14 protein-coding genes are annotated in these 18,214 nt (G+C 47.2%); 5 read left to right on the forward strand and 9 right to left on the reverse strand.

Annotated elements, in window-relative coordinates; translation table 11 throughout:
* A complete protein-coding gene (locus FPZ45_RS25205; protein WP_186438224.1) occupies positions 1-903 on the reverse strand; it encodes a sensor histidine kinase in 903 nt (300 codons plus the stop codon).
* Between the two features lie 510 nt (positions 904-1,413).
* Here FPZ45_RS25205 and FPZ45_RS25210 point away from each other — a divergent pair.
* Positions 1,414-1,605: a hypothetical protein gene (locus tag FPZ45_RS25210; protein ID WP_186438225.1), complete on the forward strand. Its 192-nt coding sequence runs from the start codon at positions 1,414-1,416 to the stop codon at positions 1,603-1,605.
* A 256-nt stretch (positions 1,606-1,861) separates the two neighbouring features.
* Here the strand turns inward: FPZ45_RS25210 and FPZ45_RS04175 are convergent, their stop codons facing one another.
* The 8 genes from FPZ45_RS04175 to FPZ45_RS04210 all read right to left on the reverse strand — a co-directional run bounded on the left by FPZ45_RS04175 (position 1,862) and on the right by FPZ45_RS04210 (position 13,332).
* Entirely contained in the window at positions 1,862-3,376 is a 1,515-nt protein-coding gene (locus FPZ45_RS04175) for a sulfatase family protein (protein ID WP_144698743.1), read from the reverse strand.
* A 25-nt stretch (positions 3,377-3,401) separates the two neighbouring features.
* Positions 3,402-4,247 carry a formylglycine-generating enzyme family protein gene (locus FPZ45_RS04180; RefSeq protein WP_144699266.1) on the reverse strand — a complete coding sequence of 282 codons (846 nt, stop codon included), beginning with the start codon at positions 4,245-4,247 and terminating at the stop codon, positions 3,402-3,404.
* Between the two features lie 243 nt (positions 4,248-4,490).
* Positions 4,491-5,813, reverse strand: a complete 1,323-nt coding sequence (locus FPZ45_RS04185; protein WP_144698745.1) for a sulfatase family protein — start codon at positions 5,811-5,813, stop codon at positions 4,491-4,493.
* Between the two features lie 23 nt (positions 5,814-5,836).
* On the reverse strand, positions 5,837-7,951 hold the full coding sequence (locus tag FPZ45_RS04190) for an alpha-N-acetylglucosaminidase (RefSeq protein WP_144698746.1): 2,115 nt from the start codon (positions 7,949-7,951) through the stop codon (positions 5,837-5,839).
* A gap of 21 nt (positions 7,952-7,972) precedes the next feature.
* Positions 7,973-9,733 (reverse strand): glycoside hydrolase family 35 protein, encoded by a 1,761-nt coding sequence (locus tag FPZ45_RS04195; protein WP_144698748.1) that lies wholly within the window; start codon positions 9,731-9,733, stop codon positions 7,973-7,975.
* A 29-nt stretch (positions 9,734-9,762) separates the two neighbouring features.
* On the reverse strand, positions 9,763-10,647 hold the full coding sequence (locus FPZ45_RS04200) for a carbohydrate ABC transporter permease (protein ID WP_144698750.1): 885 nt from the start codon (positions 10,645-10,647) through the stop codon (positions 9,763-9,765).
* Positions 10,648-10,662: 15 nt separating this feature from the next.
* A complete protein-coding gene (locus tag FPZ45_RS04205; protein WP_144698752.1) occupies positions 10,663-11,553 on the reverse strand; it encodes an ABC transporter permease in 891 nt (296 codons plus the stop codon).
* A gap of 84 nt (positions 11,554-11,637) precedes the next feature.
* Complete coding sequence (locus tag FPZ45_RS04210; RefSeq protein WP_144698754.1) at positions 11,638-13,332, reverse strand: extracellular solute-binding protein; 1,695 nt, start codon at positions 13,330-13,332, stop codon at positions 11,638-11,640.
* A 633-nt stretch (positions 13,333-13,965) separates the two neighbouring features.
* On the opposite strand from FPZ45_RS04210, the gene FPZ45_RS04220 reads away from it, so the two are divergent.
* The 4 genes from FPZ45_RS04220 (at position 13,966) to FPZ45_RS04235 (ending at position 18,175) form a co-directional block, all read left to right on the forward strand.
* Positions 13,966-14,535 carry a 5' nucleotidase, NT5C type gene (locus FPZ45_RS04220; RefSeq protein ID WP_144698756.1) on the forward strand — a complete coding sequence of 190 codons (570 nt, stop codon included), beginning with the start codon at positions 13,966-13,968 and terminating at the stop codon, positions 14,533-14,535.
* A 1-nt stretch (position 14,536) separates the two neighbouring features.
* On the forward strand, positions 14,537-16,285 hold the full coding sequence (locus FPZ45_RS04225) for a LamG-like jellyroll fold domain-containing protein (protein ID WP_144698758.1): 1,749 nt from the start codon (positions 14,537-14,539) through the stop codon (positions 16,283-16,285).
* 29 nt (positions 16,286-16,314) lie between these two features.
* Positions 16,315-17,112: a DeoR/GlpR family DNA-binding transcription regulator gene (locus FPZ45_RS04230; RefSeq protein ID WP_144698760.1), complete on the forward strand. Its 798-nt coding sequence runs from the start codon at positions 16,315-16,317 to the stop codon at positions 17,110-17,112.
* Positions 17,113-17,449: 337 nt separating this feature from the next.
* A complete protein-coding gene (locus FPZ45_RS04235; protein ID WP_144698762.1) occupies positions 17,450-18,175 on the forward strand; it encodes a glycerophosphodiester phosphodiesterase in 726 nt (241 codons plus the stop codon).
* The last annotated feature ends 39 nt before the right edge of the window (positions 18,176-18,214 follow it).

Consider the following 18,214-nt stretch of genomic DNA (forward strand, 5'->3'; position numbering starts at 1 on the left):
TCACCCCCCAAGTTCCATAAGGCTGTTTGGCAACTGTTCCATAATCGGTATACGAAGCTTGATCAACGTTCCTTTTCCGTTATTGCTCTCGATCGTCAAATCCGCTTCCTCGCCGTACTTGAACTTTAACATCCGGTATACATAATTCAAACCGATCCCCAAACCCATGTTATCTTGATTGCCGTCGTCTGTGCCCGTTAAACGGCGAATCTGTTTGTCGGACATCCCTTGTCCATTATCGGATACAAATAAATGGACATGCCTCTCTCCATCTCTCTCCACGATAACTTGAATGGAGCCGTTATCCTCAAGCCCATGATAGAGTGAATTTTCAACTAACGGCTGCAATAAAAATCTGGGGATCGGGAGCTCAAGTATGTCGTCGGACGCGAAAATTTTAACATCAAAATCAAAGTTATATCGAATCCCTTGCAATTTCACATAATTGCGCAATGCTTCAATTTCTTCGCGAATAACTGCAGGACCGCCTTTGCCAAGGTTATAGTGCAATACTTTATTAAGAGTGGATACCAAAGTATCAATCTCGGCTTGTCCGTTCGCACGTGCCAGCCATCTTATCGTATCCAGCGTATTATAAAGGAAATGCGGATTAATCTGATGGGTTAGCTTTTCGATTTCGAGAAGGGCTTTCTTCTTTTCTTTATCGCGAACCTCGTTTATCAATTCCCCAATTCGTTTTCTCATCATTTCCAACTCATCCCGAATGAGATCAAACTCTACGATTTGGGTAGCGGGGACCGAATAGATCAGCTTATTGTTTTTAATAAGTCCGATCGATTTGGATAGGATTTGAAGCGGCTTATAAATACTGCGCCATAAGATCCAGGCAATCAGAAAGCTTAGCAAAAGGGAGCATATCGCAAATATCGTAAATTGCTTCACCCAGCTGCTAATTTCCTGTGTGTACACTTTACTATCGATGATAGAAATAACCTTCCATTCTTGATTGCTTACATCTTCAAACGTCAAATATCTTTTTCGCGATTCGGTTTTCTTATCGTTTTGAAAATATTTAGTATGTAGCGGAAAGTCCTTCTGATTTTCACTATAAACAATAGTGTCCGTTCGATCCACGATTAAATACTGTACCGACAAGTCATTCTTTATGATGCTCTCGGCATATTTGTAGTTAGTTTCAATATAGACATATATATTTCCTTTCGAGGGCAAGTCCACTTTCCGAATGACGGACAAAACAGCGTTATCCCCATTTAGGGAGTTAAATGACTTATGAGGGCCATAATAGTTTATTCCCGTGAATTGGGACAGCAAAGGCAGAGCTTCAGGGTCAAAATTGCTAACGGAATAGTTCTCAAAGAAGTGTTCCAATGTATCTCCAGAAAAATAAAACATAAGGCCGATCGAAGGATTAGTGAAGTGGATTAAATTGAATTGGCTTTGAATTTCTTCTTGCCGTTCTCTCTTCTCGAATTGCTCGGCCTGGAGATAGGCATCCAAGCTTTGACCGACACGTCCATCAAAGGCAAGAAGCTGCGAGGCATGATTCAACTGGGAGAAAGTATTCTCGAACGTAAGTCTGACCTGCTGAAGATTCGCGCGAACAGCCCGTTCTGCCTTGTTTGAAAGTATGGAGTGCATCGAATAGTAGGAAATACCGCCAATTACGATGAGCGGGGACAAAGAGCATATAAGCAGTAAAATGACTAGACGTTTTTTAAGTGAACCGGGCAACAGAAAATCATCCAGAAATTTCATCATCATACGGATCTCAAGCCCCCAAGAATTCGCCGATAATTCGTAAAAAAGCAACTTTGGCAATTATGTGGATTGTGACACACAAGTGCGGCAACTTGCAAGACTTATAGAAATAGAACGGATTCTATGCTCCCGACACTCGCGGCATCCACATCGGTTCCTTGCCAAGCTCCGCCCAGATGAACCGGAGCATCAACTTCGACTTCAGCTCCGCAGCCCGCGGATCGTTCCATAGGTTGCGCAGCTCCCCCGGATCCTCTTGGAGGTCGAACAGCTCGCCATACTCCCTGTTGTAATAGACAGTCAGCTTGTAGCGGTCGTCCACGTACGTTTTCAAATGAATCAATGTCGGCTCGTGATGGTTCTCGCACAGAATATGGTTCCGGATGCGTTCTACCTCGCCTTGCCACACCGCACTCTGGTCGATGCCCGTCATCGAGCGCGGAATCGGCAATTCCGCAAGTCCAAGGAACGTCGGCGCGCAATCGACAAGCGACTGCAACGCATCCGATACCTGTCCTCGTACCTTCTGCTCCGGATGTCGTACGATCATCGGCACCCGGATCAAGTCCTCATAGTGGAATGGACCCTTTGCGATAAGGCCATGATGGCCGAACGCATGCCCGTGATCGGATGTGAACACGACGACAGTGTCGTCCGCGAGCCCGAGCCGCTCCAGTTGGTCGAGAATCTTGCCGATGTACTTATCCATGAGACTGATCATGCCATAGTAGACGGCAATATCCTTGCGCAATTCCTGCTCGTCGTGAACGTGGGAGTGCATGCCAATCATCCCCTTGCCCGTTTCGCGGAACGCCGAGAAATCCGGGTTGGTCTGCTGCGTCAGCCCAAAGTGAGGCGGATTGGCGTCATGCTCGCCTTCGGTAACTGTAGGCAGCGTAAGCTTGTCTGGATCGTACATCGTATCCCAAGGCTCCGACACGAGGTAAGGCGGATGCGGATCGAAGAAGCTCGACCAGAGGAAGAACGGCTCATCGTTGTCCGCGTATTCTACCAGCAACGCGTTCGTGCGCTCGGCGATCCAGGCGTCATAATGGAACCGCTCCGGGATGCGCCACTTATGCCGTTCCGACGGATCCATTGAGCCAGCCGGCTTCATGTAGTAGTCGCGCCAATTGTCGCAGCCGTTCTCTTCCAGCCAAACCCCATAATGCTGTCCAGCATGACCTTCGTTCGTATGGTTCCTCGTTAGCTCGATGTGCTGGAAGCCGTAGAACGGGCCATTGAACTTCCGCCAGAAATCGAGATCTTGCAAGATCGGGTACGATTCGTAGGACACGTATTCCTCCGTGGAAACGAGCGGTTGAAAATGCGCCTTTCCGATGAGCGCCGTCCGATAGCCCGCCGCCGTGAAATCTTCGCCGACCGTACGCTGATCTTCGGACAGCTTCGTCCCTAGAGACCAAGCGCCGTGCTGGCTCGGATATTGGCCAGTAATAATGGAAGAGCGGGTCGGTGTACACGTCGGATTCGGGCAATAAGCCCGGTTATAAGTCGTCCCCTGCGCCGCGAGACGATCCAGGTTCGGCGTCGATACTTCTGGATTGCGGAATCCTAGGGTATTCCAGTGCTGCTGGTCGCTCGTGATGAGTAAAATATTTTTACGTTTACGTGGCATGGTTCGCGCACTTCCTTCCGTCATGTCAATGAGATTGTACGACCCGGAATCCGCAGTTGCCGGTAGAGCTGTCCGGCGTATTCGAGCTTCTCGCTGCCACTCGGTAACGGTTGCAATAAGAGCGGTGACACAGATAGGAACCGCCGCGCATAGATCTTCTGCCTGTGGGACGATCGAATCTTGGATTCATTGGCGAAGTCTCGACATGATAAGAAGGCGTAAACCAGTCGGCGCACCATTCCCACACGTTGCCTGACATGTTGTACAAGCCGTAGCCGTTCGGTTCGTAAGCATATACGGGAGCCGTTCCTTCGTATCCGTCACTCGCGTTGTTCTTAATGGGGAATTTGCCCTGCCAGATGTTACAGCGGTGCTTTCCATCCGGCTTAAGCAGGTCTCCCCAAGGGTAAGTTTTCTGCTTAAGGCCGCCTCTGGCGGCATACTCCCATTCCGCTTCGGTCGGCAGCCTCTGGCCGGACCACCGGCAGTAAGCGTCCGCGTCATTCCACGACACATGGATGACTGGATGGTCCATCCGGTCATGGATATCGGAGTCAGGACCTTCCGGCTTTGCCCAATATGCGCCGTTCACGACGTACCACCAAGGAGTAGCTTGCGGTACGCTTTTCACCTGAAGCTTGACGACTTCCGAGACAAACAGATGGAACACAAAGGACCAGTTGAAGCGTTCCGCTTCGGTCACGTATCCCGTGTCGGCTACGAAAGCTTGGAACTGGGCGTTCGTAACTGCGTAGGCGGAGATGGAGAATGCGTCGACTTGCACCAAGCGAGGCGGGCCTTCTCCATCTGCGGGGAACCCCTCCTTCAAATCTGTACCCATAATAAATGATCCAGCGGGGATGAAGACCATATTTTCCTGCAGTTCCGGCTTCGGGCTTCGCCCCTCCGTAAAAATAGGAGATGCGAAGGATATCGGCTGGTGTTCCAGTTGATCGGCGGTTCTTCGAGCAGCGCAGCAAGGGCTTGTTTGTTGATCCAAGTTCAAAAGCTCCTTTCGTGTTCTATGGGTATTAGGCGGCCATCTGGCTTGCTGCGCAAATGTGATCGCCGCGTATATAAGAAGAACCCAGAGTCTGGGTTCTTCTACTATTCATTATTGGTAAGTCGCCGGCTTGATTACCGGTTCTATCTCGCCTGCTTCGATCATTCTACGAATCAAGCGACTGCGAAGCTCGTCGGATACTTCGCGGTGAGATTCCCAACCGACCAGATTGTTAAGCTCATAAGGATCGGCCTGCAAATCATAGAGGAATTGCTCTTCGTACTCGGCAGAGCAGGAATCTTCAGTCGGACTTCTATCCTTAGCCACCACACTGTACTTCCATCGTTTCGTACGGATCGCACGACCTACTTCGCTCTCGCTAATCTGCACGAATACTTCTTCGGGCCATTCCGTTGATGAGCGCTTGACTAGCGGCAGAATCGATCGTCCTTGCATGGATTCAGGCACTTGGATGCCAGCCGCATCTAGCAAGGTCGGCGGCATATCCACTAAGCTGATTAACTGCTCTAGACGCCCTCCGGCGGTAAAACCCGGTCCTGTCATGGCCATTGGAACTCGTATAGAGCTCTCATGACACGATCTCTTGTACTCGGCGTTCCTCGTCTTGAAGTGGCAGCCGTGATCGGACAGGAACAAGAGAATCGTGTTCTTAGTCATATCCAAGCTCTTCAAGGCATCTTGAACTCGGCCCAAGGCTTCGTCCAAACGTTTCACCATACCGTAGTAGCCGCCTAGATGCTGGTGAGCCGTACCGCCAAGAGCAGCGAGATCTGGCGGAACCCAACTGGAATGATATGCACCCGAATAGGCATCAGGAGCGGGATAATCATCTCGATGATTCTGATGATGCGGCTCCAAATAAGATAGGAATAGGAAAAAAGGATGCTCTTGTTGCTTTTGCTCGTCGATATAACGAATGGCCGCATCGGTTAGGGCATCGACCCGATAGCCTGGCAGCTTAACTCGCTCATTATCCTGATTGAACAGGACGGTATCATAGGCATCGGATGTGAGTTCCAGCGTATCTGCACCCAACCAATACTCATAACCTCCGCGTTTCTCCTCTGGAACCGGCTCCGTTCGCGTATTAGCCAGATGCCACTTGCCAATATATGCGGTATGATAATCAGCTTCACGAAAGTAATGGGCTAATGTTTTCTTGTCCTCCGGCAGTGGAATCCCGTTCGTAAAGCACCCTGTTTGTGTCGCATATTCACCTGTTTGCAAGCAGGATCTAGCAGGACCGCATACCGGCTGGCAGGTGAAGCCATAATCAATATGCGTGCCATGAATGGCCATTCGATCGAAATTCGGAGTCAAATTTAGAGGATTTCCATGTACGCCTGTCGTATCCCATCGCTGCTGGTCCGTGAAGAAAACAATGACATTAGGTTTTTCAGGAGTTGGATTCAAGCTGCGACCTCCATTTCATTGTTCTAACCAAAGTACTCTCCGAGAAGATCCGAAACGATTTGTTTAATATTCCCGCTTGGTTCAGTCGAATAGGCGCCAGGGTTTTGTGTCCATTCGAGCTCCCATTGATACCAATCAACCGGATTCGGATCTGTATGATCATCTAGTGACTCTTGTAACAACGCAATGTACTTTTGCCATCTACGGAAATAGAATCCGGATATAAGCCCCGACCATTCCCTATGAGAATAATCGTGCAAGCTTTGAGCGGGTTTTGCCGGTCCCCATAACGTGACTAGCGTGACCGCATTAAATTGAAACCGTTCCTTTTCTTCCGTTGTTCTGCCAAGAGACCTTGCTTGCTCAATCCAACGGCCTAACAGAAATTCCTTACGGGTACCGAGCAGTTGATCCTGAGATTTCACAAGGCTCAAAAACCGGTTCGACCACATCGCGTAATCTTCTTTCTCCCCACTACGGTAAGCGGCAACGAAAGCATGGTAATAATCCCGTGCAAGATCAGCCAGTCCCTGACGTGTGATATCGACTAGATCATAGAGGTAGCCTTCCGAATCCTGCAGCTCATCGAAGCATTCCAGCAACAGCCGCGCCGCCGCTTGAATTTTCGTTTGATCGTAATAGGATTGAGTCGGTCCCCACGTAGATACATTGGAAATATCCAGATGAGGCCTAGCGCAAATAATGGATTCTACCGCCCCTTGCTGAATGGTCGTGCAGTTATAGACGCTATCCGCAAGCAAGAGCCAGGCCTGTAACGCCTGCGGCACGACTTTACCGTAGCGGCGTTCGATATAGCCCTCCAACCACTCGGTCAATACCGGCGATTCCGTTCGCCAGATCATATCCGTCATCAGGTCGTATACGACCGGATTCGTCTCGATCCCTTCCATCGCCAGCCCGATGCCTGACATGCGGCCTGACCCGGATTGCCCGACCGTGTTCACCGGTTCTTGCATGAGCAACCGCAGGTTACCGAACAAGCCGTTCTTGCCGCCATAATTCTGTATCATGCACCATACCCATGGCGCGCCGTCAAATGCATTTCGCTGAACCCATGCCGGCTGCGATTCGCACCATAAATCAAGAACCAGGGCATGGTCTTTGTCTAGTCCGGCAAGCACTTCGCTATGCGGATTCTCTTGCCATGCCTGAAGTACCCAGACCGCTTTGTCGTCATACTCCCGCATGATCGCTTGTACATCTCGGGCGTATGCCGTCAAGTCAATCCCTTCCGTTCTTCCTCCTTCGTGGAAAGGATCCGTACTGTAGTAATGAATGTCATTTCCAAACAGGCCTGATTGCTCGGAATAGAAAGTAGAAGCAACCTTACGATACATAGGGTCGCTAGGCAGCAGTAAGGATGGCCTTTCGAATTCGCACCATTTTCCCTGATCAACAGGCTCGGATTCGGGAAACTTCTGTTGGAAATCGTTCGGGACCATCCCGCTGTAGCCTTGCAGAACAGGCATAATGTCCAACGATAACATGCGTTCATGTATTTTAGTTGCAAGTTGCGCGCGGTCCGTAAACCACCAATCGGGGAGAGGGCCGCCCCAACCGGTCATGTTCTGCATCCATTGCCAGGCGAAATAGGCAGGTCCGCAAAGAAATGCTTTACACTCGGCTTCCGTATAACCAAGCTTTAATAACGTTCGCCTCCATGCTTCTTCTTGACCTACCAGGCTTAACACCAAGTTGATGCCGTTTAAGGCCATCCAGTCGATTTCCTGCTGCCAACGGTCCCAGTCCCAGAAAGCCATGGAATAGGAGTGCGTGCAGTAGTTCAAGTAGTATCTGAACTGATAAGGGGTTACTTTCCTAACCGGGATCGATACTTCAGGGAACGGATAAGGAACATGAACACGACTACCGCACCAAGAGAGATGGGATTTGCAAACATGCTTCAAATACCAGTAAAATCCGGATGACGCCGCCACGCCGGATGAACCTCTGATGATGAGGCGATCGGGGCGGCTCTCGATTTCAAACACGTCATGACCGCTCTCCGCTTTAATCTGTTCAACGATTACCTTACTCGCAAGCTCCTCTCCGATCACTCGCTCGATTAAGCCTGCAACAGACTGCGTATTCAGATTTTTGTTTATTCCGAAATCCAAGTTCTTTTCCTCCGATCTCCCTTACCCTAATGACGATGTTTCATGGAATGTGACGGACGGCTCACTAACGCCGTGAAGATCAAACAATACAATCTCATTAAGCCCTTGGCGCAGCAGCGGCGCCGGAACATACAATCTGCGTTGCGGACCGACGCTCCAATACCGGCCTAGATTAAAGCCATTGATAAATGCGACGCCTTTCGACCAACCTTCTACATCGAGGAAGGTATCTGCTGCCTCGGCAACTTGAAAGGTTCCTTTGTAAAAGGCCGGCATCGTTGTTGAATGGTCCTGAGAATGAAACTGCAGCTCGCTTAAATCATTCATGGGCAACGAACGGATATCCCAATCGAAAAGAAACTGATTGCACCAGCCCAAGCTTTGCAAGCGAACACTGCCAGTAATCCCTTTGGTATCCTTGATATATGGCCCGTAGTTTACCCGTCCCATATTCTCAACGAGGATTTGAATTTGAGCGCCTTCAGGCGGAATATCAAGCATCAATTGCGTCGGTTTCCACCGTTCCAGCACACCTGCTTCGGTCCCGTTCACGAACACGATGGCACGGTCTCGGATATCCTCGATGATCAATTCGCAATCTTTTTTCGGTCCGGTTACAAACGTGGAATACAGAATGAATCCGTAATCCTGACCCAATTTCTCCATAGACTCGGGGGATATCCGTCGGATCGACTGAGATAAGCGAGGAAGACTGTCGAATAAATCCGCACGCTCCGATAACCGAACCTTGCCATACGCTTTTTTCTTGGAAGGTTCAGGTGCCGGGACATCTCTTAAATCCGTATACTTGGACAGCACCTCGCGAATGGCAAAGTATTTCGCCGTAGGGTCGCCTGCTTCGTTCAATGGAGCATCGTAGTCGTAACTGGTTACGATCGGCTCGTAAACCCCAGTGTGGTTGTTCGCTCCGTTGTAAAATCCGAAATTCGTTCCTCCATGAAACATATAGAAGTTAACGGAAGCTCCCATCTCCAGCATCCGGTCGAAAACGTCTGCGGTATCCTTCGACTCTCTTGTTATATGGTTTTTTCCCCAATGGTCGAACCACCCGTTCCAGTACTCCATGCACATGAGCGGTTGATCGGGTTGATATTCTTGCAATTTGGCGAATGCCTCTTCTGGATTCGAACCGAAGTTTACAGTCCCGAGAACTCCGGGTATCATGCCGCTCTGAAGGCAAATATCCTCGGGGCCATCGGATGTAACCAGCAATACGTCTATTCCACGTTTTGTAATCGAGTCCCGCAAATACTGAAGATAGCTTAAATCATTACCGTAGCTGCCATATTCGTTCTCGATCTGCATCGCAATAATCGGGCCGCCGTTCGTACATAATAGCGGCTTTAATAGAGGCATTAGAACGTCGTAGTAATCGTCTACATGAGCCAGATAGGAGGGATGCGCGCAACGAAGGGGGATGTCCGAATCGGCTAACAGCCACGAGGGAAGTCCTCCGAACTCCCATTCGGCGCATATATAGGGGCTTGGCCGAATAATAACGTGCAAGCCAAGTTCAGCCGCCGTCTCAATGAATCGAACGACATCGGCGATATCTTCGAAATGAAACCGCCCCTTTTGAGGCTCATGCAGATTCCATGGAATATAGGTTTCAACCGTATTAAAGCCGCAAGCTTTCAGCTTGTTAAGCCTGTCGAGCCAATAGTCGGGTACGATTCTGAAATAGTGGATCGCGCCGGAGATGAGCCGGACCGGCTTCCCGTCCATAACAAATCGGTTTCCATCCGTATGAAAGACTGTCATTTACAATCACCTTGTCGTTTGGTATGGGTTTACTCTTTGACAGATCCCAGCATAATGCCGTGTATAAAGTGCCGTTGAATAAGAGGATAAACGATTAGAATCGGAACCATGGCCACAACAAGCTTAGCCGCATTTAACGTTTGGTTGGAAAGCTTGGACAATAGCTCTACTTGTGATGAATCTAAATTTTGCGTGTTTAGTTGAACAACAAGCTGCTGAATGTACGTTTGAAGCGGATAATGCTCCGGTGTACGCATAAATATAAGTCCGTCAAAGAAAGCGTTCCAATGTCCGACGATACTAAAAAGGGTAATCGTTGCTAATGCGGGGGTCGAAATCGGGATAAACACCCTAAATAGCATATACCAGGGGCCCGCCCCATCCATGTGACCGGCTTCCACTAAATCCTTCGGAATGCTCCGGAAGAAGTTAACCAGCAAAATCACATTGAAAACGGGAACGGCACCGGGCAGAACCAACGCCCAAATCGAGTTAAACATTCCCAGAGTTTTCATGAGAATGTACAGTGGAATAATGCCTCCGCTGAACAACATCGTGAAGACAAGGAACCACATATAAATGTTGCGGAATCGAAACTCTTGCGACGACCGGGACAACGGATACGCCATTAATACCGCCAATAGGAAGTTAATGCCTCCGCCGAGCAATACCCTCTTAACGGAAACTAAAAAGGAGTTAACGAACACGGGGTCAGCAATAATTTGCTGATAAGCGATCGTATTAAACCCTTTCGGCCAAAAATCGACCATGCCGGCTGCGGCATACGATTTGTGGCTGAATGAAACGGCAACCGTATGCCAGATGGGGATGATACAAGTAAGCAAGACAAGTATCATAAAAATCACTAATGCATACTGAGCCAGCCGTGCCGATAGAGTTCGATTCATGACCATAAGATCACCTGCTTCTTAGAAGATGCGATAATTGGCAAACCGGGATGCCAACGTATAAGATACAATAATCAACAGAAATGAAATGACAGATTTCATAAGGCCGACAGCTGTCGCGAGTCCGAATTGGGCATTGATCAGGCCGGCGCGATAGACGTAGGTGTCGATAATATCGCCCGATTCATAGACTAACGGGTTATATAAATTGAATACTTGATCGAATCCAGCATTCAACACATTCCCAATGCTTAAGGTTGCAAGCAGGATAAACGTAGGAACGAGCAGCGGCAACGTAATATATCGAATCTGTTGCGGTCGCGATGCTCCGTCGATGACCGCCGCCTCGTATAGAGCAGGATTAATTCCCGTTAACGCAGCCAAGTAGATGATCGTTCCGAATCCGAACTCCTTCCATACATCGCTAGAAATCAGAATAAAGGGGAACCATTGATTGCTTGCCAGAAAGATAATGGGTTCTCCGCCGAACGCTTTGACGACTTGATTGACTAGGCCGTCCGTAGTGGTCATTTCAACGATGATTCCCGATAAAATAACCCACGATAAAAAATGGGGCAAATAAACGACGGTCTGGACGAACCTTTTGAATATACGCCCCCTTAACTCGTTAAGAAGAATGGCGAATGTCAAGGGAACAAACAGATTCCCAATGATCTTGAATACTGCAATAAAAATGGTATTATAGAAAATCACCCTGCTATCAGACAGTTCGAATAAGTATTTGAAGTTTTGCAAGCCAATCCAAGGGGATCTCCATATGCCGAGACCTATTTTGAAATCTTGAAAAGCCATGACAATCCCTGCCATCGGGATGATACTAAACACAACAAGGAGCAAGAGTCCCGGCAGCAACATCATGTGGTAATGTACTTGGTTAGCCCGGAATTTCATCGATTTCCACATCCAATCTGTTATACATACATGCTCTTCTTGTTATAACGAGGGACGCAGTAGCATGCGTCCCTCGTTTCTTGGTTATTTTTGCAATTCCGCCTCGATCTCCGCAATAATCTGATCTCCGCCTTGCTTCTTCCAATCTTCGACGAACTTGTCGAAGTCATCTACCGGCTTATTGCCGGCAATGATTTTGAAGAAAACTTCTTTTTCCATCTTCAAGAGATTCGCCCATTTTTGACTCATCGTTTTGGTCGTCGCCGTAAATGCGTTATAGACTTCTTTATCCATTTTTTGCTTCAGAAGGCCGCCGCCATACAGATAAGCATAAGGAGCAGACCAGTCGCCGGGTTCGGCTTTCGGATTTTGAAGGTCTCTCTGCCATCTGTCATAATGCCCTTTCATTTCCGGAGTAAGCTCTTCAAGCGGAATTTGACCGTCCAATGCATTCTTCAGCATGTCATGCTTGCGCGCCACTGCGTCAGGATAGTCGAATGTCGTATACAAAGGATAGAGATGCTGGAACAATTTGTTATCCAACCGTTGTTCCTCTTCTGCCTTGTCTCTTGCTCCACTAACGCCCGTACCGGAACTCAAGTAGAAGTTGATATGCTTCACAAGCGCTTCGGGATGCTTGAAGCCTTTCTTCACGACAAGAAATTGCGTAGTCGGCGGAACCATATGCGTATTATATTTACCTTGCGAATCTTGAATCAGATAGGGCTTCCAATCTGCTGTTTTGTCCACTTTTATGGAGTCGCCCAGCGGCCAAGGAGTCCACCAAGGCCCAAAGAAAAGTCCCGCTTTGCCGCTGTTGACAAGTTGGCTCGGTTCTTTACGGATCATGAACTCTTTATCAATAAGGCCGTTATTGTACATCTCCTTGAGCTTGGCCAAGGTCTGTTTCGTTTCCTGCGTTGTCGAGCCATATACAACCTTCCCGTTCTCATCCTTCAACCATAAGCCGGGATAGGAATCAAACGCATGGAAAATCCCTGTGAAGTCATAACTGCCTGTATAAGCGAATGAATATAGATCTACATTGTTGCCTACCAATCCAATGGTATCGTTCTTATTGTTCCCGTCAGGATCTTGCTCGACAAAAGCCTTGGCGATCGTAGCGATATCGTCCACTGTTTTCGGCGCCGGCAGCTTTAGCTTATCCAGCCAATCCTGTCTTACCCATGCCATACTGATCGAGTCGGCCAGCACGCTAATATTCGGCATGGCGTAAAGCTTTCCATCTATCGTCGCTTTCTCCAAAGGCAGATTGTTGGCAACTCCATACATTTCCTTCACTTTATCCGTGGCATATTTATTATAATACTCGGTTAAATCTTCAACCTGCCCGCCTTCAACCAAAGAACGAAACGTTGTCTCATCAACGGTCATGATATCCGGCAAGTCGTTGCTAGCGATCGCTAATTTCTGCTTCTGGGTATAATCATCTCCTGTCGCATACCACAAAACCTTAAAGCGAATATTTGTTTTCTCCGCAATATAGTCCGCGTAGTGATTATTCTCGATGGACTCGCCTGCAGGCAGCTGAAGATCAGGAACGACAGATTTAATAATGGAGATTTCAACAGGCTCTGCCATCTTGAATGGATTTTCCTCCGAAGCTTTCGATGCCGAGGCGGTACCTTCAGCGCTTTGCGAAGCCGTTGGGCTCGCTCCCGAGTTTGACGCTTTCCCTTCATTGCCCTCATTTTTCGCGCATGCCGATAGTACCAAGGTTAAAGCGATTACACCCGCTAGCATCTTTCTTTTTCTCATTGAAATCCCCTCTCTTATGTAATAGCTTGTCTTTACTATAACGGCTATGTAGGTAGCTATGGGTTAAATGTATCTTTGATTAGTATCTTATTATCTACAGTTAAGCAGTCCAATTAGAGGTTAAGAGAAAATAAGTGACTTTGCAGTAGACAAAAAGTGAATTATACAATCGATTATCAGGGAGCGGTTCAGCTTCCCAATTCGCTCCTCCATCGACATCGGTTTCGTTCGGTTCGTTAATTCCCGTACTTTCTACTTGAACCGTGAGATCGTCTTAGGAGCCAACCGTATCGTCGCCTGACGATGAGAGGTGAAGCTAAATCCAAGGAACATACACGGATCTACTTATGCTGCGTTTTCGTTCTATTTCCAAATTTCCCTCCTCTTCCGATAGTTTTGTCGACAGCTGCCGCGATCTATACGATAAATGAACAACCTCGATTTCGCCGAGTCGATCAACTCAAAACTATAAATATCCTTAAGTGCATGCCTTTTCCGTTGGTTTTACAATACGCTGATATGGACTTTAAATAATGAAAACAATAAACGCCTACAATTTTGGTATGTAGACTGTTTATTTCCGATTGTTTCGTTTTGTTGAGTAGTTCAATGTTGAAAGTAGGAGAGATTATTTTGAAACGGATAGCAATTGATATGGATGAAGTCATGGCGGATACTGTGGCCACACATCTGGAATGGTACAATAGGGATTATCAGGATAACCTGCATCTAACGGATCTTCATGGAAAGACATTGCTACAATTAAGGCCTCAGCGTACAAGAGAGATAGAAAGCTACTATGGTAAAGAAAATTTCTTTCGTGAACTGAAGGTTATCGAACATAGTCAAGAGGTCATACGCGAGCTCAGCCATTTTTATGAAATATATATCACGACTGCCGCAATGGAGGTTCCGGCTTCCTTTAAAGCCAAATACGAATGGTTACTTGAACACTTTAGCTTTCTTGATCAAATGAATTTTGTTTTTTGCGGAAACAAGAGCATTATTCACGCTGATTATTTAATTGATGACAATGTAAAACAGCTTGATCGTTTTCGAGGGAAAGGCATTCTTTACACTGCGCCCCACAATATTTTGGAAACCGGGTACGTTAGAGTGAATAACTGGCCTGAGGTGAGAGAGTTTTTCATAGACAGAGAACGTTTGATAGATGGTATCGAAATAGAAAGGGAGGTTAAGTAATATGCAAATGAGTCGTGTCATGCATATCCCCAAGCGCCAGGAACCTCCACAAGTACTAGCCCACTGGATATTCGATCCGATCCATACGAAATCCGGATCGATTCAGGAAGGGAATCTGGTCCTAACCGATGAGAGCGGCCTCTGCAATCATATCGAATTAGTCACAACTCAAGAAGGCAACCAGCAACTCTACAACTCTCATCTTGAATGGATGAAGGATACTTCGGGAGGAGCCAGCTTATCTTTATATAATGATCGATGCGAGAAAGGCACAGGCTGCTATTTTCGAACCGTGAAAGATGCCCCTCTCAATCATGAGAGATTCGAGCAAGGATACACAATCGAAGCCGTTGTTAAAATGCCAGAGTTATTCGATGAGAATAGACACAGCTGGATGGGAGTGCTGACAAGACAGGGCAGAGCGGCGGATCTTGGCAAGTCGGGAGAAAACGAACTTCTTGCAACGTTATCTATTTCAAATTGCAAGGAATACCAATGGGTATGTCATCCTACGAATCAGACTTCATCGGTTACGAATTGGTCGCGTTATATGAAGCCCGGACAATGGCATCATGTCGTCATCGTTAATGATACGATACAAACCCTTTTGTATGTGGACGGAATTTGTGATTTCAACAGTCCTTCAAGAGATATCATGGGTGTCTCTGTAATCGCAGGAAACGCGTGGAACATTGGAGCCTCGGAATGGGGCGGCCAACTGGATCAACTGTTTTCTGGCTCTATTCGAGAGATTCGCATCACAGGAGAACCTCTTGAAAGATCAGATTGGCTGCACGATTCCAAGCCGCGGCAAGTTCTTCAAGGCACTAACGAGGAGCCTCCGCTTTCATTCCAGAGTAGCGCTTATCATTTCGTTCTTGTCCCCGATGCCCAGAAGCTTGTCTATTTAAACCCCGAAATGTTTGATGCGCAGATGAAATGGATTGTGGACAATCACTCCAGAATGAATATTGCCATGACTGCGTTTGTAGGAGATATCGTTGATCATAGTGATGCCCCGGATGAGTGGGATCGCTCTTCCAGAGCGATATCCCTCTTGGATCAATCTCATACTCCGTATATGATGACCGCCGGAAACCACGACTATGATGCCGTCGATACTTATTTGCAACACTTCGGACCTGATCGCTTTCGCGGCAAGGAACACTATAAAGGCCATTCACCGTCCCGATACAGCTCGTATGGTTTTATTAAAGCAGGAAGCTATAATTATCTATGGTTAATGGCAGATATGCAGTACCTTTTGCAGGACATGGCATGGTGCAAAGCAGTGCTCGAGGAACATCGGCAAATGCCTACTATTATTGTGTCACATGATATTCTTTATGCGACGAAGGACGGTGAACGCCGGACTTCCCATGAATCGGAGAACGGAAGGATTATATGGGAGCAGTTAGTTGCTCCATATAATCAGGTGTTCATGACCGTGAATGGACATTATGACGGGACTGTTCACCATACACGAAAAAATAATTCCGATCATGAGGTCATCCAACTGTTGGTCAATTACCAAGATAGCTATCGTGGCGGGAATGGTTGGATGAGACTAGCTGGATTTAATGAGGAGGCTAACCAAATTTCTTTTCTGACCTACTCGCCTTGGGTAGAGCAATTAGGAAAAAACGAACCGCTGTCCTATCCGGATTACCGGTACTTGACGGGAGAATATCATACTTTTGTGATTCCATTTTTTTTTAAGAAACGCTTTGATTTTGTAACCGAGAGTTAATAAGCCGATAAATACGGAGTGATCGCTCAATGTCTCTATTATCCGAAGAACGAAAGCAGCATATTCTCATACAATTGGATTCGATTGGAAAGGTACGGGTTATCGCGCTGGCTGAACAACTTCAAGTCTCGAATGAAACGATTCGGCGTGATCTGTTTGTGTTGGAGGAGGAAGGAAAGCTTAAACGTGTATACGGCGGAGCTGTAAAGGTGCAATATGATGAGGGCGAGCCCCCGTATCGGGAACGACAAATTCTTAATCATGAAGCAAAGAAGGCTATTGGGTACCGGGCTGTCGATCTGATCCAGGACGGAAATACCATCTATATGGATATGGGAACAACGATCCATGAATTGGCACGCTCCCTCAATGGCAAGAAACGAATAACGGTTATCACGAATTCCTTAACGGTCGCGAATCTGCTGACGGAATCGTTGTCCCAAGCCCTCTTCAGCGGGCGAATCATTATTCTGGGCGGCGAAATATCGCTGGAGCAACAATCTGTAAGTGGCTATCTTTCGTTGGAGATGCTTAAAAATCTCTATGTGGATAAGGCTTTTATTTCGGTGGGGGGTATTTCGATTGAGACAGGTATTAGCGATTACAATATGAATGATTCTGTTATAACCAGAACGGTGATATCGAAAGCGAAGGAAGTCATAATTCTGGCGGATTATAGCAAGATCAGTATACAAGCCTTCTGCCACATTGCTCCTTTAGAATCAATTGATGTGGTCGTATGTGAAAAGGAGCATCCAAAAGCATGGGCACAAGAGCTAGAGGTGAAGGGGGTTACGTGGATTACCGCCAATGCAATCATGGAGTAGTTCGGTCAGATAACCCGAATAGCTAGGCAACAAATTTTTTAGCCCTTTCGATTCCTAACAGGAAATCGGGAGGGCATTTTTATTCCAACGCCTCCCTCCGCTCCCTACGGCATTTCAGCCTGGTTCTTTTTGCTTTTTTAACATTCCGTCAATAAACCACACAAAAAGGTCGTTTTTTTTCCATTATTCCTCTAATTCATAATAAAACATCAACATCAGTCTTAATAATAACTTGTCAATGTGGAAATACCACGATAACAATCTCAACTTACAATATAAATATCACAACAATAGTAATTATGGCGTGATGAAAATTGAAGGAATAGGAGAACGATTTATGAACCACCGATCTTTTCCACTTACTTGCGCACATACGGGTTGCGGAACCGCCCCGGACAATACGATGGCTTCCTTCATGGACGGCATTTCTATGGGAGCAAACGTAGTAGAAGTCGATCTCCGGGCGACTAAAGACGGCACAGTAGTACTCATGCATGACCATAGCCCGTTACTTCACGAAATGTCATTCGAGCAATTAAACCAGCTTGAAAACCGTATGGAGATCAACCCCGCCTACGAATTTCACAATATCGCTTCGCTCGATGAAATTGTGGACAAGGCTAGAACACACGGGATAAAGCTCAACCTAGATATCAAAACGGAAGCCACAATTCAACCGGCCATTCAAAGCATTCAACGCTCCGAAGCGGAAGACCTTGTCTTCATTACAGGATGCTCAAATGGCATTACAGACTCTTATAGCGGGATCAAGGTTCTTTACAACACTCCGGATGATCTTACTAATGATGAAGAACGAGAATATGCCTCATGGTCGCGAGCCATAAGCGAACGGGCGCATGCTGGCGGATACTTCGGCTTGAACATGGATTACAGAACTTGCCGACGGGAAGTCGTTGAAGAGGCTCATGCGTTAGGTTTAGCGGTGTGGGTTTATACCGTGGACGATGAGGAAGCGATCTGCAACATGATTGAGATAGGCGTAGATGAGATTACCACCAACAATGTAACGCTGTTAAAACAGCTCCAAGCCCAAAGAGGCTAGTTGTTTGTTTTTCTCAGAAATTTTCTAATGAAGGAGGAA

Origin of the sequence: Cohnella terricola, from assembly GCF_007786475.1 — a bacterium.
Taxonomy (GTDB): Bacteria; Bacillota; Bacilli; order Paenibacillales; family Paenibacillaceae; genus Cohnella; species Cohnella terricola.